19 protein-coding genes are annotated in these 19,741 nt (G+C 54.0%); 1 reads left to right on the top strand and 18 read right to left on the bottom strand.

The features are described 5' to 3' along the window. Position 1 precedes the first annotated feature (1 nt). From tyrR to AM410_RS18525, 3 genes are all read right to left on the bottom strand, one after another. Positions 2-1,543, bottom strand: coding sequence for a transcriptional regulator TyrR (gene tyrR, locus AM410_RS18535; protein ID WP_014170325.1), 1,542 nt, complete (start codon positions 1,541-1,543; stop codon positions 2-4). Between the two features lie 113 nt (positions 1,544-1,656). Further along, complete coding sequence (locus AM410_RS18530) at positions 1,657-2,709, bottom strand: YcjF family protein (RefSeq protein ID WP_020882470.1); 1,053 nt, start codon at positions 2,707-2,709, stop codon at positions 1,657-1,659. Next, positions 2,706-4,103: a YcjX family protein gene (locus AM410_RS18525; protein ID WP_049021890.1), complete on the bottom strand. Its 1,398-nt coding sequence runs from the start codon at positions 4,101-4,103 to the stop codon at positions 2,706-2,708. Before AM410_RS18525 ends, AM410_RS18530 begins: the two co-directional genes overlap by 4 nt. Before the next feature lie 155 nt (positions 4,104-4,258). Between AM410_RS18525 and AM410_RS18520 the strand changes: the two genes are divergently transcribed. Further along, on the top strand, positions 4,259-5,269 hold the full coding sequence (locus AM410_RS18520; protein ID WP_073397268.1) for a LacI family DNA-binding transcriptional regulator: 1,011 nt from the start codon (positions 4,259-4,261) through the stop codon (positions 5,267-5,269). 34 nt (positions 5,270-5,303) lie between these two features. Here the strand turns inward: AM410_RS18520 and AM410_RS18515 are convergent, their stop codons facing one another. From AM410_RS18515 to pspA, 15 genes are all read right to left on the bottom strand, one after another. Then, a complete protein-coding gene (locus tag AM410_RS18515) occupies positions 5,304-6,218 on the bottom strand; it encodes an OmpG family monomeric porin (RefSeq protein ID WP_073397270.1) in 915 nt (304 codons plus the stop codon). A 66-nt stretch (positions 6,219-6,284) separates the two neighbouring features. Beyond that, positions 6,285-7,367 (bottom strand): ABC transporter ATP-binding protein, encoded by a 1,083-nt coding sequence (locus AM410_RS18510; protein ID WP_063924896.1) that lies wholly within the window; start codon positions 7,365-7,367, stop codon positions 6,285-6,287. A gap of 2 nt (positions 7,368-7,369) precedes the next feature. Further along, positions 7,370-8,047 (bottom strand): beta-phosphoglucomutase, encoded by a 678-nt coding sequence (gene pgmB / locus AM410_RS18505; protein WP_059305683.1) that lies wholly within the window; start codon positions 8,045-8,047, stop codon positions 7,370-7,372. Beyond that, complete coding sequence (locus AM410_RS18500) at positions 8,037-10,316, bottom strand: glycoside hydrolase family 65 protein (protein WP_073397272.1); 2,280 nt, start codon at positions 10,314-10,316, stop codon at positions 8,037-8,039. The genes pgmB and AM410_RS18500 overlap by 11 nt, the downstream gene beginning before the upstream one ends. Next, a complete protein-coding gene (locus tag AM410_RS18495; protein ID WP_108648608.1) occupies positions 10,310-11,368 on the bottom strand; it encodes a Gfo/Idh/MocA family protein in 1,059 nt (352 codons plus the stop codon). Before AM410_RS18495 ends, AM410_RS18500 begins: the two co-directional genes overlap by 7 nt. Positions 11,369-11,379: 11 nt before the next feature. Next, positions 11,380-12,168, bottom strand: coding sequence for a sugar phosphate isomerase/epimerase family protein (locus AM410_RS18490; RefSeq protein WP_073397274.1), 789 nt, complete (start codon positions 12,166-12,168; stop codon positions 11,380-11,382). Between the two features lie 16 nt (positions 12,169-12,184). Continuing rightward, positions 12,185-13,237 (bottom strand): zinc-dependent alcohol dehydrogenase, encoded by a 1,053-nt coding sequence (locus AM410_RS18485; RefSeq protein WP_073397275.1) that lies wholly within the window; start codon positions 13,235-13,237, stop codon positions 12,185-12,187. A 28-nt stretch (positions 13,238-13,265) separates the two neighbouring features. After that, positions 13,266-14,108, bottom strand: coding sequence for a carbohydrate ABC transporter permease (locus AM410_RS18480; RefSeq protein WP_025204015.1), 843 nt, complete (start codon positions 14,106-14,108; stop codon positions 13,266-13,268). Further along, the gene (locus AM410_RS18475; protein WP_108648200.1) at positions 14,095-14,976 is read right to left on the bottom strand and encodes a carbohydrate ABC transporter permease; all 882 of its coding nucleotides are present in this window, start codon (positions 14,974-14,976) and stop codon (positions 14,095-14,097) included. The genes AM410_RS18480 and AM410_RS18475 overlap by 14 nt, the downstream gene beginning before the upstream one ends. 22 nt (positions 14,977-14,998) lie before the next feature. After that, positions 14,999-16,291, bottom strand: coding sequence for an ABC transporter substrate-binding protein (locus AM410_RS18470; RefSeq protein WP_020882458.1), 1,293 nt, complete (start codon positions 16,289-16,291; stop codon positions 14,999-15,001). Positions 16,292-16,306: 15 nt separating this feature from the next. Next, positions 16,307-18,004 carry a sugar phosphorylase gene (locus AM410_RS18465; RefSeq protein ID WP_032680896.1) on the bottom strand — a complete coding sequence of 566 codons (1,698 nt, stop codon included), beginning with the start codon at positions 18,002-18,004 and terminating at the stop codon, positions 16,307-16,309. A gap of 185 nt (positions 18,005-18,189) precedes the next feature. Next, positions 18,190-18,414: a phage shock protein PspD gene (gene pspD, locus AM410_RS18460; protein ID WP_032680895.1), complete on the bottom strand. Its 225-nt coding sequence runs from the start codon at positions 18,412-18,414 to the stop codon at positions 18,190-18,192. Positions 18,415-18,426: 12 nt separating this feature from the next. Further along, positions 18,427-18,786, bottom strand: a complete 360-nt coding sequence (pspC, locus tag AM410_RS18455) for an envelope stress response membrane protein PspC (RefSeq protein WP_014170343.1) — start codon at positions 18,784-18,786, stop codon at positions 18,427-18,429. Further along, positions 18,786-19,010 (bottom strand): envelope stress response membrane protein PspB, encoded by a 225-nt coding sequence (pspB, locus tag AM410_RS18450; protein WP_025204011.1) that lies wholly within the window; start codon positions 19,008-19,010, stop codon positions 18,786-18,788. Before pspB ends, pspC begins: the two co-directional genes overlap by 1 nt. Before the next feature lie 54 nt (positions 19,011-19,064). Continuing rightward, entirely contained in the window at positions 19,065-19,733 is a 669-nt protein-coding gene (gene pspA, locus AM410_RS18445) for a phage shock protein PspA (RefSeq protein ID WP_014170345.1), read from the bottom strand. Positions 19,734-19,741 lie beyond the last annotated feature (8 nt).

The following is a 19,741-nucleotide window of genomic DNA, read 5'->3' as shown; positions in this document are numbered from 1 at the left end:
GTTATTCGTCACCCTTCTTCTGATTCAAACCATACTCTCGCAACTTATTGGCAATCGCCGTGTGTGAAACGCCAAGGCGTTTTGCCAGCTTACGGGTGCTTGGATAGCTACGATACAGTTGCGTCAGCACGGAGCGCTCAAAACGGCTGGTAATGTCATCCAGCGAACCTTCCATCGCCTCTTCACCTACTGACACCGTCCCGGCATCGTAATCCGGTAACAGAATATCCTGCGGACGCAGTTCATAACCTTCCAGCTGCGTCAGTGCGCGGTAAACGGCGTTCTTGAGCTGGCGAATGTTGCCCGGCCAGCCGTAGCGCATGAGCACCGTGCCGAGATCGGCTGAAAGCTTCGGACGCGGTACCCCCTGCTCGTCGGCAAAGCGCGCCACAAAGAGTTCGGTCAGCGGCATGATATCCTGCGGGCAATCGCGCAGCGGTGGGATATTCAGGGTCAGGACATTCAGGCGGTAGTAGAGATCCTCGCGGAATACCCCTTTTTGCACCAGTTCGACCAGGTTTTTCTGCGTCGCACAAATCACACGCACATCCACATGAACTTCGTGATCCTCGCCTACGCGGCGGAACGTGCCATCATTGAGGAAGCGCAGCAGCTTGGCCTGCATGCGTGGCGACATTTCACCAATCTCGTCCAGCAGCACGGAACCGCCGTTAGCCTGCTCGAAGAACCCTTTTTTACCTTCCGGCGCGTGACCAAATAATTCGCTTTCGACGGCATCTTCCGGAATCGAGGCGCAGTTCAGGGCCAGATACGGTTTTGCCGCTCGCGGGCTGGCCAGATGCACAGCATGCGCCAGCAGGTCCTTCCCGGTACCGGTATCGCCGGTAATCAGCAGTGGCGCGGTCAGACTCGCGAGTTTGCGCGCCTGGTCCACCACATGCCGCATTTTCGGGCTGACGGCAATAATCTGGCTGAATGCCCCCACATCCTGGCTGGAGATATTTTGCAGCTGACGGCCCATGCGCACGGTGGAACGCAGCATGATCACGGCACCGGTCAGAACGCGCGTGTCGGCCTCGCCTTTCAGATAGACCGGCGTTATCTCCATTAAGAAATTCTGTCCGTGGATAACCACATGCTCGCTGTGGGTGTTCTGCGGGTTGCTGTCCAGCCAGCGCTGGAAGTTAAAGCCGGGAATCAACTGTGCTGCGTTGTGGTTGCTGAGTTTTTCCTGACTCTGCGCGAACAGCTGGCAGCTGGCATGGTTAACACGCTCAACCTTACTTTTTAAATCCAGGGAGAGGAAAGGCTCTGGCATGGCTTCAAGCAATGCGCTCAATGCCAGATGCTCACGCTCCGACGGCATCCAGGGGATGGTGCGTACATCCGTAACGCCAGCGATACGGCGTATTTCTGCCATCAGGCTACTGAACGTATTAAATTCAATTTCGGCAAAATTGAGGTAAATTCGCCCGACAGGATCGATCTCAATGCCACGTAAATCAATGCTACGTAAAACAAGAAGATCGAGTAATTCGCGGGTCAGACCGAGACGGTCTTCACAAAAGACTTCAAGACGCATGGGAAATTCACCGTTTTAAGCCAATGACATTAAAATGATATGTCAGAACACGGTGATCGGGAAGATGGCTGTCAACAAATATTGACAGCCAGCACGATTAATGACCAAACCGGCTACTGAACCGGTTTTTTATTGAGCGTCTCTTTGAGCTGACCGATTAACTCACGTCGGAAATCCCCCAATCGCGGCTTATCGCCATCAATCCATGGCAGTGGACGGCACACTTCCATCGCTTTGATGCCCAGACGGGCGGTCAACAAACCGGCACCAATACCCTGCGCGGCACGGGCAGAGAGACGCGCCGCCAGATCCTGCGACATCCAGTCCATCCCCACTTCCCGCACGAGCTCGCTTGCTCCGGCAAAGGCGATGTTGAGCAATACCAGACGGAACAAGCGAAGGCGGCTGTAGTACCCCAGCTCAATACCGTATAAAGCAGCAATTCGGTTAATCAGACGCAGGTTACGCCAGGCGATAAACGCCATATCCACCAGCGCCAGCGGGCTGACGGCAATCATCAGGGTTGATTCCGCAGCAGAGCGGCTGATTTCGCGCCGCGCCTGGGCATCCAGCACCGGCTGCACCATGTGGGAATACAGCGTCACCACTTCACGATCGTTCTGGGTTTCATGGATAGCGGCATACCAGCGCTGAAGCGCCGGGTGTGACTGGTCAATACCCGCCTGACTGGCCAGCTTTTCACAAAACGCGCGGCCTTTGCCGGTTCCGTGACTGTGGAGCAGATCCCGCGCTTCATCACGCTCATGGGCGCGCTGTCGCAGGCGCCACAGGCGACGCCACTCGGTCGCAACAGACCCGACACCCGCCCCCACAATCAGAGCACCGGCAGCGCAGCCGCCCAACGCGACCCAATCCTGGGTTTGCCAGGCGTTGACTGCCCACTGGACGCCTTGCCCAACCACGCTGACGCCAAACAACGCCAGCCCGGCAGTCACCATCTTTCGCCACAGGCTGCGTTTTGGGCGTAGCGCGGCTTCCACGACCGCTTCAGCCGGCCCCTCTTCAACAAGCAGCTCTTCGGTCAGCGCCGGGGCAAAATTATCTGCCTGCGGGCCATTAAACGTCTGCGCAGTTTTAAACGCCTCCGGGTGCTCTTGCTCAAGCGTTCCGGTAAAATCAATGCGCGGTTTTAACGGTTCCGTCATCGCAATTTATCTCCAATCAAAAACTCCAGCGCCGCATCCAGACGGATATGCGGTAACGGCTGATCGACCGTCATGGCCTGCGGGCGGAAGGCTTCAAACTGGAAGCCCTGGTTCTGCCAGAAGGCCGGCCCCGGAAGGCGGGCGGGCACTTCGCCCGGATAGACAGTAAGCGGTTCGCCGTCGCTAAGACGATTCCCGCGCAATGCCGGTATTTTCTCGCCATTAAGGTCAATCAACCCACTCTGTGTCGCCTGTACGGAAGCCAGTCCGAGGCAATCCATACTGATCCCTTCGAACGCGGCATTCTGCCAGGCGTCCTGCACCAGTTGCTGCAGCAGCGACACCATATTGGCATGCTGATCGACCGTCACGTGATCGGCTTTTGTGGCCGCAAACAGCAACTTGTCGATAACGGGTGAGAAGAGACGACGAAACAGCGTGCGCTGCCCGTAGTGAAAACTTTGCATTAACTGTGTCAGCGCCAGGCGCATATCGTTGAAGGCCTGCGGCCCGCTGTTCAGCGGTTGCAGGCAATCCACCAGCACAATCTGGCGATCAAAACGTAAAAAATGGTTTTTATAAAAACCTTTCACCACTTTTTCACAGTAGTAATTGTAACGTTCGCGCAGCATTCCGGCGTTAGTGTGTTTGTCCGCCTGGGCCAGTTTTGACTCCCCGATGCCATCCACGTCCGGCCACGGGAAAAACTGCAGCGCAGGTGCGCCCGCCAAATCTCCCGGCAGAACAAAACGGCCCGGCTGGATGAAATGCAACCCTTCCTGCTTACACTGATGCAGATACTCCGTCCAGGCCTCGGCAATCGCCGCCAGCCGGTTTTCATCGGCAGGGGCCAGCGGATCCAGGCCTTCGCACAGTTTTCGCCATTTCGTCGACCACTCGGCGCGGTTGCCCTGCAACAGCCCCGTCATCTGTCGTGACCAGCTGAGATAGTCCTGAGCCAGCATAGGTAAATCGAGCAACCACTCACCGGGGTAATCCACAATTTCCAGATACAGGGTGGAGGTATCCTTGAAGTGGCGCATCAGGGATTCATTAGAGCGAAAACGCAGCGCAAGGCGAATTTCACTCACCCCGCGCGTCGGCGTCGGCCAGGTGGGCGGTTCACCATAAAGCTGAGCCAGCCCTTCATCATAGGTAAAACGGGGAATGCCAAAATCGCGCTGAGGCACACGTTTAACCCCCAGCAGGCGCTCTTCCCGCACGGCGCTCAGCAGCGGCAGCCGCGCCCCACTGTGCAGGTTAAGCAGCTGGTTCACCATCGCGGTGATAAACGCCGTCTTGCCGCTGCGGCTCAGCCCCGTCACCGCCAGACGCAGATGACGGTCAACGCCACGGTTCACCAGTGAATTGAGTTCGTTCTTAAGTCGCTTCATCGCCGTCCTTCATTGCCCGGAAGCCTCAAATACATTGCTTCAGAATACAATAAATGGGGGCAGATCGTTGATTATCAATTCTTATTTATTGCTATTGCCGTTTTCTCTCCAGTAAGATGAACGACATTGCTGTTAGTCAGGAGTGAGTAAGGTGTATGTCACCCACCATCTATGATATCGCACGGGTTGCCGGCGTTTCGAAATCAACCGTCTCCCGCGTTCTGAATAAACAAACGAATATTTCTCCTGAAGCGCGTGAAAAAGTGTTGAAGGCGATTGACGAATTAAATTATCAACCCAATAAACTCGCCCGCGCCCTGACCTCTTCTGGCTTCGACGCCATTATGGTTATTTCGACACGCTCGACGAAAACCACCGCCGGCAACCCTTTTTTCTCTGATGTTCTGCATGCCATTACAGCCAAAGCTGAAGAGGAAGGTTTTGACGTTATTTTGCAAACCTCGAAAAGCAGTGAAGACGATCTGCTGAAATGCGAAAGTAAAATAAAACAAAAAATGATTAAAGGGATCATCATGCTGAGCTCACCGGCAAATGAATCCTTTTTCACAACGCTGGATGCTTATGGCGTACCGGTGGTCGTCATCGGGAAAGTCGAAGGTGATTTTCAGAATATTTACTCGGTCGACACGGATAATTTTCACGACAGCGCCACGCTAACAGAAACCTTTATTAAAAATGGCCGACGTAACATTGCCTGTCTGCATGCGCCGCTCAATTATCATGTTTCGATTGATCGTCTTGCCGGTTATAAATCCAGCCTTGAAAAGCACGGCATCGCCATTAACCCGGCGTGGATCATCGACGGCGGATATACCCATGAAAGCGCGCTTGCCGCGGCCACAGAATTGCTCTCCTCGGCCACGCCACCTGATGCGGTATTTGCCACCGACAGCATGAAGTTACTCAGCCTTTATCGCGCGGCGGATACTCTGGATCTGAGGATCCCCGAGCAGGTTGTGATTGCAGGATACAGTGACCCGATGCTCTCTCTCATTTTAACGCCAGCACCCGGGGGTTTTGATATCCCAACCCGCAAGCTGGGTGAAGAGAGCTGCAATCTTCTTTTCAGGCGTATCGCCGGTCAGCCTGCGCCACAAAAAGTGCTTGTCGATACCCATTTTACGTTAGCGCCCTCTCTTTGCTAAAACCAGGGGCTGAAAGCCCCTGGCATCCGGTCTGTCAGAACGCGTAATTAACGCCAACACCCGCGTAGTGGAAACGGTCGCTGTCGCCTTCGTCATGGTTTTCCCATTCGTAGGCGTATTCCAGCGTCATGGATAATCCATTGTTGAAGTCATACGCGTACAGTAAACCCAGTCGGTTGAAATCGTGTCCTTCACGATCGGGATCGTCCTGCCAGTCCCAGTTCGACCAGCGATCCAGCCCCAGACGGGTATATGGCGTGAGCGTCGTCTGGCCTAATGAAACAGGCAGATACGCGCGAATTTCCTGCGTTGAAAATTCGCCGTTATTACGTGAACTGTCCATATTGAAACCGCGCTCAAGATAATAGTTCACTTTAGCAGAGAAGGTTTCATTAATGGTCCAGGTAAAACCCGTTTCCGTTTCTACACGGCTGTCGGCATAACCGGTTTTTTCCAGGTCATTCGCAAACTGATACATGGCAAACCAGCCACCAAAACGCCAGTCGTCGGACAATTTAATATCCCAGTCGGGCTGAATTTTGTAGCGCTGCATATTTGCGCTACCGTCTTTGGCACCGTGTTCATCTTTAAAGTGATAACCGTAATTACGGAAACCGCCGGTCAACCCGAGTGTAAAATCATCGGTGCCAATAAAGCGATAGCGTAATTCAAATTCCGGACGGTCAAAATAGGTCCCACGGGTCATGCTGCTGTAATCAACCGGTCCTTCCTGATACATTGCCAGCGAAAGGGTCCAGACATCCCATGTGGCATTAAACCACACAGAGGGTTCATATAATCCATCTTTATCGTCGCCCTGACCTTCGACGTTTTCAATTTCATACATGGCACCGATATTAAATTCCCAGTGTTTTGCTGATTCCGTTGCGTGCGCGCAGCTAACCCCTGCGCACAGAACGAGCGCAGCACGTCTTAGTAGAGTACTCATTTAAATGTTCCCTTTATAATTAACTCAAAAAAAACCGGAAATTTGCATTTCCGGCGAACGCCTTTCTTATCTAATAGCCACTTCAGTATCAGCGTCGAAGAAATGACATTTATTCATATCGAACTGGATGCCGATATTATCCCCCGCCGCATAATCATTTACCGCTCCTGCACGAACGACCAGCTCATGCCCGCCCACGGTGGCATAGAGCATGAACTCAGCCCCGGTCAGTTCGGCCACGCTGACTTTTGCCGCAATATCATCCCCACGGTTTTGCAGCGTCAGAATATCTTCCGGCCGGATCCCAAAGACCACGGCTTTACGCTGATATCCGGCGGCATTCACCGCCGCCAGCGTGTCTTCAGGTATCTCCAGACGCAGCGTTTCCGTCACGAAATAGCGATCGTCTATCGCGCCCCGAATAAAATTCATTGCCGGTGATCCGATGAAGCCCGCCACAAACATATTCGCCGGTTCGTTGTAGACCTGCTTAGGTGCCCCCACCTGCTGAATAACGCCATCCTTGAGGATCACAATGCGGGTTGCCATCGTCATCGCTTCCGTCTGATCGTGGGTCACGTAAATCATTGTGGTGTTGAGCTTCTGATGCAGCTTGCTGATTTCAGCACGCATTTGCACACGCAGCTTGGCGTCGAGGTTAGAAAGCGGTTCATCCATCAGAAAGACGCCGGCTTCGCGCACAATCGCCCGTCCTAACGCCACGCGCTGACGTTGCCCACCCGACAATGCGCCAGGTTTACGCGTGAGGTAATCACGCAACCCCAGGATTTGTGCCGCCCAGTTCACACGCTCTTCAATGACCGCGGGGGGAATTTTCTGCATCTTCAGGCCAAACGCCATGTTGTCGTAAACCGTCATATGCGGATAAAGCGCATAGTTCTGGAAAACCATCGCAATGTCGCGGGACTTGGCGGGCACATCGTTCATGCAGACACCGTCAATCACCAGCTCACCGGCGGAGATCTCCTCCAGCCCGGCAATCATGCGGAGCGTCGTCGATTTACCGCACCCCGAGGGACCCACAAAGACGATAAACTCCTTGTCCTCAATTTCGAGGTTAAAATCCTTAACCACATGGACCTGGTTATCGTAGATTTTCTGAATATGTTTCAGAGACAGTTGAGCCATTTTTAATTCCTTATCATTACCGTTCGGGATGCCCAGAAATCCGTCAGGCATTTCCAGGTCAGTTCCTGCGTTGAATGAAGTTGTAAGCCCGCATGGTTCAGGCCAGGTCCAATCCCGACCGAGAGCATTCCCGCCGCGTTGATTGCCTCAACGCCGGCTGCAGCATCTTCGATTCCGATAGCCTGCTCGGGGCGCACGTTCAGCCCGGCGCAGGCCGCAAGAAAGATCTCCGGGTCCGGTTTTGAGCGGGCAATGCGCGAGGCATCGGCGCAGAAATCAAAAGCCCTCTCAATGCCCAGCGCCTGCAAAATACCGGGGGCGTTAAGGGACACTGAGGCCAGCCCGATTTTGACGTTCGCCGCACGAATTTCCGCCAGCACCTCGCGGATGCCCGGAAGCAGAGAATCCTGCGTCAACGACGCCAGAGACCCGACGTAGCGCGCGTTCTTTTTATCCGCGAGCGCCTGCCGCTGCTGGTCGTTAAACTCCCCCTCTTTTCCGCCATGGCGCAGGATCCGCTGCAGCGATTCCATACGGCTTATCCCTTTCAGCTCGTCGTTGAACACCACGTCGAACGAGATGCCAATTTCCTGCGCCACGGCACGCCAGGCCAGAAAATGCAGATGCGCGGTATCGGTGATCACACCATCAAGATCGAAGACAACGGCCTCAGGCATCATGATTTGCTCCCGTGGTAGCGGTCCCATAAGTAGATGTAAAAAAATCCCTGAAAGAACAGACCTGCCGATCCGTTATGCACAGGGTTTTACCCCACAGCGTTAAGGTCACCGGTGCAGTGGTTTCAATCGTTAAAACATCATTTTCAAACGTGAAGTGAATGCGCGCGTTTCTCCATCGCAGCGGGAAAGCCAGTTTTCGCCAGTGGGCAGGCAGCTTCGGGGCAAGATGCAATTCCCCCTGGACGATCTGCATGCCGGCAAATCCCTGAATAACGCCGGACCAGATAGCCCCGGTGGCGGCAGCATGAATCCCGTCATCGCAGCTGTGCGGATCGTCGCCCAGATCGATGGCGACACCCTCGCGCCAGAAGGCGTAGGCCCTTTCCGTATCGCCACACCGGGCAGCAACAATTCCGTGAATCGCTTTGCTCAGCGAAGAGTCGTGTATGGTACGCGGCTCGTAGTACGCCAGGTTGGCAGCACACTGCTGCGGAGTAAACCGTTCCGGCAGCAGGTAGGTGAGCATCACCACATCGGCCTGTTTAAGGATCTGCATCTCGTTCACTTCCGCGCGGGAGTAATCGAGCAGAATGGTCTGTTTACCCGCTTTCGCCTTATAGCGGCTCAGATCGATAGCCGGTTTCGCCATGAAGGTGTCATCCTGAGGAAGGACCCCTTCTGCGTTGGCTTGCGGTAACCACAAACGGGACATAAACCGGCTGGCATTCTCCATGAAGCCGGCATCTTCATGATTGAACATCGCCATAAACTGGCGCGCACAGGCGACATTGTGCCAGGCCAGATAGTTGGTGTAGGCATTGTTATTGACGTGCTCCGTGTACTCATCCGGCCCGATCACATCGTGGATTTCCAGGCGACCATTGACTTCCGTCGCCCGCCCCATCCAGAACGTTGCCGTCTCTATCAGTAGCGTCAGCCCTTCGTTACGCATAAAAGCGTCATCATGTGTCGCTTGCCAGTAGGCCACGACAGCCCAGGCAATGTCCGCCACAATGTGATGTTCTGCCAGCGCAGAGGCCACTTTCTGGCGCGTGCCCGTGCGGATGTTGATTGCTGCATATTCCGGCGTTTCCTCCTGACCGCTCGCGGCACTCTCCCAGGGGAAAAGTGCGCCAGGCCAGCCGTTGCGACGCGCTTTTTCACGAGCCCCGGCCAGGTTGAGCCAGCGATAACGCAGCAGTCTGCGGGCGACCTGCGGACGCGTAAAGAGATGGAAAGGCAGCAGGAAAATTTCGGTATCCCAGAAGACGTGGCCTTTATACCCTTCGCCGGTCAATCCTTTCGCGGCGATACTGCAGCGCTCATTGTCGGCAGGGGTCATGGCGGTCAGATGCCAGACGGTATAATCCAGCGCGAGCTGATCCTGCGGTTCCGCAGACGTTACCGCTACCCGCGCATCTCGCCAGACGTCTTCCCAGGCGCAGGCAGAGCTCTCCAGCAACGATGCGTAGCCTCGCGCTGCGCACACCTTGAGTTCGGCCAGTGCGTTACGCGCAAACGACGCCTGCGAAAGGGCTTTGTCACTGCGGTGGGCGACCCAGACGATCTTTTCAAGCGTGACAGTGTCACCCTGCGAAACGTTCAGGTCGTAATGCGCACTGATGCGACGATTTTTAGCGGTAAAGCAGCTTTCGCTACCCGCTGAAAGCCGGCAGAACGCGGATATAACGACGTCAGAGACCCGGTCCTGCGTTTCATACACGCCCTGCATACAGTTCTGGTCGAATACCCGGACTGAAATCTCATCCAGATGCTGCCTGCCGCTGTTGGTTTGCGTCGCATCGATTCCGGTTTTCAACACCACCTGCGAGGGCCCATCAAGGGGAGTGATGGCGAGTTGCATTGCCACTAACGGCAGCTGAGCGAGAGAAACGAAACGACGGCTCTCCAGGCGATAGCGTTTCCCGTCGGGCGAGCGCCAGAGCACGCTGCGACGCAGTTCACCATTGGCAAACGCCAGCTCGCGCTGCCACTCAAGAAGCGCCCCGGAAAGCAGGGTAAAATTCACACCATCCAGTTCAACCTCAATACCGGTAATATCCGGCAGGTTGATTAACTCCGTGGTCTCATTGCGACCTGCGCGATGATAAAGCCCGGCGAGATACATGCCTCTGGTTTGCTGGGTGTAATCCTCTTCGTGTGCCGCGCGAATGCCCATGTAGCCATTGCCGCAAGCCATGATGGAGGCGTATTTATTCAGACTGTGGGGAGAGAAGCCCGGTTCGGTTAAAACAGACACATTCAGCATAACGTCACGCTTTCCCCTGTATCCGCCGATTCATAAAGCGCGGCAACAAGTTGCTGGATAACCAGCCCCTGTTCCGCATCTGCGATCATAACCGGCTCTCCCAGCACATGGCGTACAAACGCCTCCATGCTGCGCAGGTGACGCTGGTCGTCTGCCTCAACACGCTGCATGAGGGTCTGTAAAACGCCTGCCTCATCGTGGTATATGTGTGCCGGGAAGAGCGTGGCCCCCGCCTTTTCGCCACAGAATGAAACATTCATGATCGACTGCTCACGGATATTCAGCGCAAACGACGTATCCAGGCGCAGAACGCCGCCATTGCAGAATTCAATTGTGCCAAACAGAGCATCTTCAACGGTAAACCGGGCGGGATCCCACTCGCCAAACTGTCCACTGTTTTTACGGTTCCCCAGCTTCTGGAAGCTGTGGGCGGTCACCCTTTTTACCGCCGGGAAACCCAGCACATACATCGCGGCATCCAGCATATGAATACCGATATCGATAAGCGGTCCGCCACCCTGTAGCGATTTGTTCGTAAAGACGCCCCAGCCCGGCACGCCGCAACGACGCAGCGCCTGCGCCGACGTAAAGTAGATCTCACCTAACGCTCCGTTTGTGACAGCGTCACGAAGCAGCTGCGTGTCGAGCGCAAACCGATGGTGAAAATCATACGCCAGTACTTTTCCCGCTTTACGGGCCGCCCTGCGCATCTGGTCAGCCTGTTGCGGCGTCATGGCAGGCGGTTTTTCGCACATCACATGACATCCGGCCTCCAGTGCCGCCATGACATGTTCAAAATGGAACCGGTTTGGCGAGCAGACGCTGACCACATCAGGTTTTACCGCCTGCAGCATTTCAGATGCATTCTGCCAGACCGAAGGAATTGCATGACGTTCCGCAAACGCCTGTGCCTGTTCAAGGCCGCTGTCCATGACAGCGACCATTTGAACATCACTGCGAGTGGCGTAATACGAGGCATGCACTTTGTCCGCGACCTGCCCGGCGCCAATAATGGCGACGCGCAGAAGCGAAGGTGTTGAAGCACTCATCACGCTCGTCATCCTTAGCATTCACGCAGATACGTGAGTGAATCCTGGTAAGCCTGGGCCGGATCGTCGGCGCGGACACGGCACTCATACACCACGTAGCCCTGATAGTTGTCCGCACGAAGCTGCCCGAACAACGTGGCAAAATCCAGCGTCCCGCTGCCAGGCTGATAGCGATGGTTATCGGCGATATGCACATGACCCAGCAGATCCCGGTTGCGATGCAGCGCCTCTGTTAGCGAATCTTCTTCGATATTCATGTGGTAAAAGTCGCCGATGATCTGCACATGCCTGAGCGCGTTCTCTTCAATATAGCGACGCGCATCCGAGAGCGTGTTGACCATGTGATCCTGGTAGCGGTTGAGCGGCTCAAGGTAAACGGTGGTCCCGGTACGCGCTGCCACCTCATCCAGATAACGGAGCGAAGCACTCACCGCTTCGCGGTCACCCGCCAGGCTGCGTGGAGAGGTCATCGGCGGCAAACGGAAGGTAAACATTCCCCAGGCGGCGGGCACAATAATCCCCTTTCCACCCACTTCAGCCAGCGCTTCCAGGATGCGTTCGATCTGTTTTAATCCGTTCAGACGACGTTCTTCAATGAAGTCACCAATCCAGCCGTCATATCCCCCACAGGCGGTGGTCACCGGCAGGCCCGTGGCGGTGATTGCGGCTTTCACTTCATCGAGATTATCCACCAGCAGTTTGCCGTCAATTTCAAAGCCATCAAAACCCATCGCTTTGATGTACTGGAATTTCTCCAGAATAGAAATCGGGAAAAAGGCCTGGTTTTGCGTTGCGATTTTCATTGATGCTCTCCTTAGCTTAAAAAGTGACGCCCATCTTGATGCTCAGTTCCGGATGCTGATCGACATACTTCATGTAGCTCTCAGCGCTGGTGGTAAAGGTGACAACCGGGTCAATCAGATCTTCGCAGTTCAGATAACCGTTCATCAGCAGTTCCCAGCAGGTCTCTTCAATACGCTTGCGGCTCCAGCGCGGGTAATCCGGGTTGGGTTCGCTGCAGGCGCGCGAGAAAACGATTTTCGCGTTATTGAAGTGGGCTTCACGCCCCAGATTGAACCCTTCTGCGAACGGTTTCGCGAAAGCCACGTAGGCGATCGTTCCACCGTAGGCGAGCCCGCGCAGCGCAGACTGCAATGCATCGGCAAAACCGCTGGTTTCGATAATCACGTCAGCGCCCTGCTTTCCGGTCAGTTTTTTAATCTCCAGACCGACATCGGTGCCAAACGGATTGAGGCAGTAATCGGCCCCGTGACGGCGGGCAATTTCGCAGCGATGTTCGATAGGATCGACACCGATGACGATGGATGCACCGGCTTTTTTCGCCAGCTGAATCGCAATCTGCCCAATAGCACCCAGTCCGACCACAACGACAAAATCCCCTACCCGCACGTTAGCATCACGCACGCCGCTCATGGCGAACTGCGCAGGGTCGTAACAGACGGCATTTTTCCAGGAAGACCCTTGCGGCATTTTGCGCAGCTTGTAGTTATTAACGGCATTCACGATGACCGTCTCCTGCAGCGGCCCATAGCAGCAGACACGGTCGCCCGTCTGGTAGTCCGTCACGTCATCGCCGCATTCGATAATGTCGCCAACGATCATGTTGCCCAGCTGGAACTTACCAAACTCAATGCCCCGCGCCGCGCCCTCTTCACGCGGGGTAAACATCTGCCACTCCGCGTTAAACTCCTCATCAATGAAGGGACTTGCCGCCCGGAAATCTACCACTTCGGTGCCGTGTTTTGGCGCGCCGAAGCGCGCACGAATTTTCACTTCATGGACGGCAACAGGACGATCTTCATATTCCACCAGCGCCGCTACACGAGGCGCTGTCGCAACTAACTTTTTCATGACTGACTCCTAGTTAAAACTGGCCGCCTCAGCCTTTAACGCCACCGGCGGTCAAACCACTTTTGATAAAACGTTCAGACAGTGCGTACATGATGACCACCGGAAGCGCTGTCACCAGCGATGCCGCCATCATCCGACCCCAGATATAATCTGGCGTGCTAAAGAGGGTGTTCAGCCCAACCGGCAAGGTGAAATTGCTGGCGCTGGACAGGAAAATGGATGCAAACAGGTAGTCGTTCCATGCCACCATGAAGCAGTAGACGAACACCGACACGAGGCCGGAAATCGCCAGCGGAACGGTAATGCGGAAGATAATTTGCAGGCGGTTAAGCCCGTCCATCATCGCGGCTTCTTCTATTTCATCCGGAATGGTGTCGAAATAGCTGCGCAGCATAAAGACGGCTGTCGGCAGCGTCTGGGTCACCATGGTGATAATCAGCGCCAGCTCCGTGTCATAGATCCCCAGCGCGGTGATGATTTTGAACAGCGGCACCACCAGCAAAATCCCCGAGAACATATAGACGGTGTAAAAACTCGCATTGATCGTCGTGCGTCCTTTAAAACGCAGTTTGGATAACGCGTAAGCCCCCAGCGTGCCGAGAAAAACAGCAATTACCGACGAGGTCAGCGAGACCACCATGCTGTTTCTGAAGTAGTCCACAAACGGGAAGATCAGCGGATTAAAGATGTCGATGTAATGCTGCAGCGTCCACGCCTGCGGCAGGATGGTCGGATGGAGCGATATCGCCTCTTTCGCGCTCTTGAGCGAGGTCATTAACATCACAAAGAACGGGAACAGCGTGATGATCAGAAACACCGCCAGCCCCAGATAAAAACCGAGACGGCCCAGTACGCGTTTATTTGTTGCCATTGAGGTTTACCCTTTTTCTGGTCAGCAGAATGACGGCGAAGATGATCACGAACAGCACCATGGAGATGGCAGCGGCTTTCCCGAGGTCATTGAAGGCAAATGCGGTCTTGTAGAGATAGACGCCCAAAATATCGACCTTGGTAGTCAGGAGATAAACATCAGCGAACATATAGAACATCCAGATGGTTCGCAGTGTAATCACCGTGGCCAGCACCGGCATAATGGCGGGCAGCGTGACGATACGAAAACGCTGCCAGGCATTTGCCCCATCCATTTCCGCGGCTTCGTACAGCGATTTATCGATGGTCTGCAATATCGCGAGGAACGAGATAAACGCGTAGGGGAAGTAACGCCAGATGGCGAACAGCACCACCAGCACAAAACTGCTGCCCGGGTTGTCGAACCACAGCGGCGCCTGGTCATACAGGTGCAACAGATCGACACCCAGATAGTTCACAATGCCGTAGCCGTTGTTGAACATGTATTTCCATGCAAACACCAGCGAGATGGATGGTGTGACGTAGGACAAAATCACCAGTGAACGTGCCGTTTTCCGCAGACGAAATTCCCGGTTAAAAAAGATGGCAACGGCCAGCCCCAGCGCCGTGCTGCCCATCACCACCAGGGCGGTGTACCAGAACGTCATCCACAGGGAGTGCCAGAATGCGCCATCGCTGAGGATACGAACATAGTTATCCAGCCCGACAAACACGGCGCTAATGCGCGGGTTAAGCGGCAAACGTAAAAAGCTGATTTCAATATTGGAAATCATCGGCCAGGCCACCAGGCCCCCCAGCAAAATCAGGCTGGGGGCCAACAGCAGCATGGCGAAAGGCATATCTGAACGACCAGAAAACAACGTCTTCATAATTTCCTTCCGCAGAGCGCTCCTATCGTTGTGAAATCAGGTCAGTCAGTCGCTTTTGGCTGTTGCTTAACGTTGCAGTGAGATCTTGTTGACCTACTGTGACGTTATGCACCATGGAACTGATGATGCCGGACCCCGTTACATCACCCATGCGGGTAAAGTTTTTGTCGCCCACGGCGCCAAATACCTGCACATTCGGGAACTGGGCGATAAGCTCATAGGGAAGTTGACCAAACGCTTTAATGACCTCGTTGTCTTTCCAGGAGTCCGTGCCGACGACCAGTTTGTTCACCGGCAGCGCGGCACCCGGGGACATCATCACCCAGTCAGACGCGTTCTGTGCCTGCTCCATCCAGGTAACAAACTTCTGTGCAGCCTGGGTTTCATCTTCTGTTTGACCGGAGGTGATCGTCAGCGATGTGACCATGCCGTAGACCGCTGAAGACGTTTCAGTCGGAACGACAAAGCCCAGATTGGCCGGGTTGCCGTCTTTATAGACCGCCGGCAGGATATAGGTGGAATACACCGCCATCGGCGCCGAGCCATTCATAAAGGCATCTTTAATCTCCATGACATCGTTCGAGCCCGGCATGGTGGTCGCGGCCAGTGCTTTATAGAACGCCAGCGCGTTCACCATTTCCGGGGTATCGATGTTGATTTTCCCGTTGGCGTCAAAAACGTTCGCGCCACCGGAAAGCGCAAACTGAGAAAACGCCTGCTCGGTCATCACGCTTTCCGCCGTGGGTAGCGCAATGCCATAGCGTTTTTTAGCCGGATCGTTGAGGCGTTGGCTGGCTTTCAGCAACTGTTCCCAGTTATGCGGCTCCTCAATACCCGCCGCAGCAAGCACATCTTTGTGATACCAGACGCCGGACAGCCAGGCGCTGATTGGCACCCCCGTCCAGGCTGAGCCGTCTTCCGTGCGAACGACACGTAAAATTCCGTCATAGAAAGTGTTTTCGCCCACCGCTTTGATGGCGGCGTTGATCGCATCCCGGTCCAGCAGCTGCTCTTTATCCATGACTTTTGCGTAGTCATGGCTGACCTCAATGACCTCGGGCAGCGCACCGGTGCGGGCCAACGTAATCACTTTGGTGTTGTAGGCATCCTCTTCTACCGGTACCTGTTTCACCGTAATCGTCGGGTTCTCTTTCTCGAATTTTTCAATCAGTTTTGTAATTACCGCCTGACGCTCCTGTTCAACTGAGGAGTGCATAAACTCAATGGTGACAGCAGAGGGTTTGTCATCCTTACAGCCTGACAACAAGGCGCACGAAACCAGTGCTGATATCAGCACAATTTTGGGCATATTCATGTTTAAGGTCCTTTTTTAGTTTTCTTTAATCCACAACACCTGCCATGGATTAAGGGTCAGAGTCGTACCAGTAATATCTTTCCCGGCGATCAATTCCCTGCCGGATGGAATATTCGACTCAAGCGTTTGAACGCGATCGCTGAAATTAAATAACGCGGTAACTTTTTCGCCACTTTGCGCAATACGCATTATTTTTAATACATGCTCGCCTGCCGTACTAAAACAAGCCTGACTGTCAGGGTGGAATGCTTTTTCTGCACGCCTCAGGGCGATTAATTCACGCAATCTATAATAGACTTTCTGCCGCAGGCTATTTTCGTTCTCAAGTTCACTGTCGATTGCACCGGCGAGGTATTTTTTGCGGTTAATCGCACGGTTATATCCCAGGCGCTCCACGCCCTCATAATCATTACGCGAGCCAAGAATACTTTGGATATAGACGGCAGGCACACCGGGGAAACTCAGGAGTACAGCATGAGCCAGAATAAACCGGGCAATACGGTGATTGTCATCGCAGTCCCTTGTGCTTAACGCATCAAGATAAGTGACATTGATTTCATACGGGCTTCGCGTTCCATCCGGATTGTTTTTCCAGTTGACCAGCGCCCCCTCGGCCTGAAGTTTCTCAACCAGCGAGAGGATCTCAGACTCGGGTAAAATTCCGCGTAACGGATTGAGGCCAATCCCGTCATGCGAGGCCAAAAAGTTAAACCAGGTGGTTTTCGTGGAAGGAAGCGTCAACGACGACGCCCACTGACACAGCGCCCGGACATCCTGACGGTGTACCGCATGCAGCACAAGCGGCGGCAAGGAGAACTGATACACCATCTGCGCTTCATTGTTGCCGTCACCAAAGTAGGCAACGTTGTCTTTATGCGGGACATTGGTCTCAGTGATTATCACCGTACCCGGCGCGACAGCCTCGGTAATGGCACGGAAAAGCTGGATAAGCTGATGGGTTTGTTCCAGATGGATACAGCTCGTTCCGGGTATCTTCCACATAAACCCAACGGCATCCAGACGAATGTAGCGCGCCCCTTCAGTCAGGTAGTGCAGCAGCACGTCTACCATCGCAATCAGAACCTGAGGAGAGGCAAAATTGAGATCGACCTGGTCGCTGCTGAAGGTGGTCCACAGGTGGCGTACGCTGCCATCGTGAAGCGTAAACGGCGTGAGGAGGGGCAAAGCACGCGGTCGCGTGACGGCCGACAGATCCGTTTCAGGGTCAACAGAAATGAAGAAATCGTTATACCCCGGCATTTGCTTAAGGTAATTCGCGAACCATTGACTTTGCGCCGACATGTGATTGCAGACGAAATCAAACATCAAACTGGCTGATTGTTTTAATTCGGCGATGTCCTGCCACGTTCCTGTTTCTGGTGCGACGTCGTGGTAATCAATAACAGAAAAACCGTCGTCAGAAGACCACGGATAAAAAGGTAAAAGATGAACATGTGAAAAGGAGTGAGAGAGCCACTTATTATAAAACCGTGTGAAAACCGGCAGGGCTTTCTCCCCTTCTGCCGAAAACTGATCGGCATACGTAATCAGGACAACATCTTTTTCATCCCACCCCACCTTACGCTTATCTGTAATAACAGAAATCGCGTTATCAATCTTTTCCAGCAACACCGAAAAATGGGTATCGGAAAATGATTCCCCGTAAACAAGATTAATGATTTCTTTAATTTTAGCCTGCATTTTATTTTCCATGGTAGCGGTCCCACGGAACGCAATCTACTCCCATGAAAAATATCTGTCAACGGACCGGGACGCAGAAAAAGGCGATTGCAAAGCAGCTCAACGCAGTATTGTGAGCTGCCGCAAAGAAAGAAAGGGAAAGCGAAGAAGTATCGCTAGCCTGCCCCGAAAACGAGAAAGGCTAACGTACGCAGGAATTATTGGGGAAAGTAGCGGCGTGAAAGCTGTTTTGCCACTTTTTGCAGCAGAGGTTCGAGCGCCACAGCCAGCAACATTCTTACCGGCTTGCGGGCAACAGATTTTATCGCCCAACCCGCCACACCTGCCGGGCCGAAACGTAATGCCGTCAGCAGGACCAGTTTACCTGCGATTTTCAGGCCGGGTTTTACCTTCTGACCGGCCTGTTGCCAGTTTTGCTTCATGTATATTCTCTCTTAAAGCTGACGAAAACGGCTTCTCAGCGTGAAGGTGTCAGACGTGACATAGCGCTCCATCTCACGTAACCGCTTCTCCCCAGCGGCGAGTTGATCGTCAACCGCGTTCAGGAGATCGTTGCTGGTCGGTGCGCCTTCTGCGGCCAGTTCACCTTCCGGCATCGGGTCGAGTACAAACGACAGCACGATGTACGCCACCAGGGTGATAAACGCCAGACCGAAGAAGATCGACAGCACTGTTACCACGCGAACCAGTTTGACCGGGACATCAAGATAATGGGCCAGTCCGGCACAGACGCCGCGTACCATTCCCTGCTGCGGAATGCGCCACAATTTTTTGTTCAGGTTCAGTCCAGCCATTAACGGTCCCTCCAGTTTGGATGTTCTGCATCGAGGATATCTTCCAGCGCCTGAATGCGTTCGCGCATTTTATTCGCCTGTTCGGTCAGCTGTACGAGACGCTGTTGTTCACTCTGGGAAAGTTCACCACGTGAAGAACGGTTGCTGTAGTGCAGCCATAACCAAATCGGCAGAACAAACAGCACGAAAATGGTCAGGGGAATAGCCAGAAAAAGCGCGCTCATGTGTACTCCTTGTCTTACGATGCGTGGCGGCACGCTCAGGTGCCGCACAAATTATTATTGGTTGTCTTGCTTCATTTTGGCTTTCAGCGCAGCAAGTTGCTCGCTGATTTCATCGTCCGCTTTCAGGTCAGCAAACTGCTGATCCAGTGACTTTTGTTTACCAATGCTGTGACTTTCCGCTTCCGCTTCCATATGGTCGATACGGCGTTCAAATGACTCAAAACGTGCCATTGCTTCATCCAGCTTACCGCTATCCAGCTGGCGACGTACATCGCGGGATGAGCTTGCCGCCTGGTGGCGCAATGCCAGCGCCTGCTGACGCGCACGCGTTTCGTTCAGTTTGTTCTCAAGCTCACCAATTTCTTTCTTCATACGCGAAAGGGTATCATCGACCAGTGTGACTTCATGCTCGAGCGTCGCGACCATGTCTGCCAGCTTCTGTTTTTCAATCAGCGCGGCGCGGGCCAGGTCTTCTTTATCTTTACGCAGCGCAAGTTCTGCTTTTTCCTGCCATTCGTTAAGCTGAGCGGTCGCCTGCTCAATGCGGCGCGTTAACTGTTTTTTCTCAGCCAGCGCACGGGCGGAGGTAGAACGCACTTCAACCAGCGTATCTTCCATTTCCTGAATCATCAGGCGCACCAGCTTCTGCGGATCTTCCGCTTTCTCAAGCAGTGAGTTGATATTGGCGTTCACGATGTCGGCGAAACGAGAAAAAATACCCATAATGTGAT

The sequence above is a fragment of the Enterobacter cloacae complex sp. FDA-CDC-AR_0164 genome (genome assembly GCF_003071645.1).
GTDB classification, from domain to species: Bacteria; Pseudomonadota; Gammaproteobacteria; order Enterobacterales; family Enterobacteriaceae; genus Enterobacter; species Enterobacter ludwigii.
Note: the sequence above shows the minus strand (reverse complement) of the source record. Positions and strands in the feature narration are given on the sequence as shown.

Bases quoted from the DNA above. Each gene is read 5' to 3' on its own strand.
- tyrR (WP_014170325.1), bottom strand. From the start codon at position 1,543: ATGCGTCTTGAAGTCTTTTGTGAAGACCGTCTCGGTCTGACCCGCGAA.
- AM410_RS18530 (WP_020882470.1), bottom strand. From the start codon at position 2,709: ATGACGGAACCGTTAAAACCGCGCATTGATTTTACCGGAACGCTTGAG.
- AM410_RS18525 (WP_049021890.1), bottom strand. From the start codon at position 4,103: ATGAAGCGACTTAAGAACGAACTCAATTCACTGGTGAACCGTGGCGTT.
- AM410_RS18520 (WP_073397268.1), top strand. From the start codon at position 4,259: ATGTCACCCACCATCTATGATATCGCACGGGTTGCCGGCGTTTCGAAA.
- AM410_RS18515 (WP_073397270.1), bottom strand. From the start codon at position 6,218: ATGAGTACTCTACTAAGACGTGCTGCGCTCGTTCTGTGCGCAGGGGTT.
- AM410_RS18510 (WP_063924896.1), bottom strand. From the start codon at position 7,367: ATGGCTCAACTGTCTCTGAAACATATTCAGAAAATCTACGATAACCAG.
- pgmB (WP_059305683.1), bottom strand. From the start codon at position 8,047: ATGATGCCTGAGGCCGTTGTCTTCGATCTTGATGGTGTGATCACCGAT.
- AM410_RS18500 (WP_073397272.1), bottom strand. From the start codon at position 10,316: ATGCTGAATGTGTCTGTTTTAACCGAACCGGGCTTCTCTCCCCACAGT.
- AM410_RS18490 (WP_073397274.1), bottom strand. From the start codon at position 12,168: ATGAAAATCGCAACGCAAAACCAGGCCTTTTTCCCGATTTCTATTCTG.
- AM410_RS18485 (WP_073397275.1), bottom strand. From the start codon at position 13,237: ATGAAAAAGTTAGTTGCGACAGCGCCTCGTGTAGCGGCGCTGGTGGAA.
- AM410_RS18480 (WP_025204015.1), bottom strand. From the start codon at position 14,108: ATGGCAACAAATAAACGCGTACTGGGCCGTCTCGGTTTTTATCTGGGG.
- AM410_RS18475 (WP_108648200.1), bottom strand. From the start codon at position 14,976: ATGAAGACGTTGTTTTCTGGTCGTTCAGATATGCCTTTCGCCATGCTG.
- AM410_RS18470 (WP_020882458.1), bottom strand. From the start codon at position 16,291: ATGAATATGCCCAAAATTGTGCTGATATCAGCACTGGTTTCGTGCGCC.
- AM410_RS18465 (WP_032680896.1), bottom strand. From the start codon at position 18,004: ATGGAAAATAAAATGCAGGCTAAAATTAAAGAAATCATTAATCTTGTT.
- pspD (WP_032680895.1), bottom strand. From the start codon at position 18,414: ATGAAGCAAAACTGGCAACAGGCCGGTCAGAAGGTAAAACCCGGCCTG.
- pspC (WP_014170343.1), bottom strand. From the start codon at position 18,786: ATGGCTGGACTGAACCTGAACAAAAAATTGTGGCGCATTCCGCAGCAG.
- pspB (WP_025204011.1), bottom strand. From the start codon at position 19,010: ATGAGCGCGCTTTTTCTGGCTATTCCCCTGACCATTTTCGTGCTGTTT.
- pspA (WP_014170345.1), bottom strand. From the start codon at position 19,733: ATGGGTATTTTTTCTCGTTTCGCCGACATCGTGAACGCCAATATCAAC.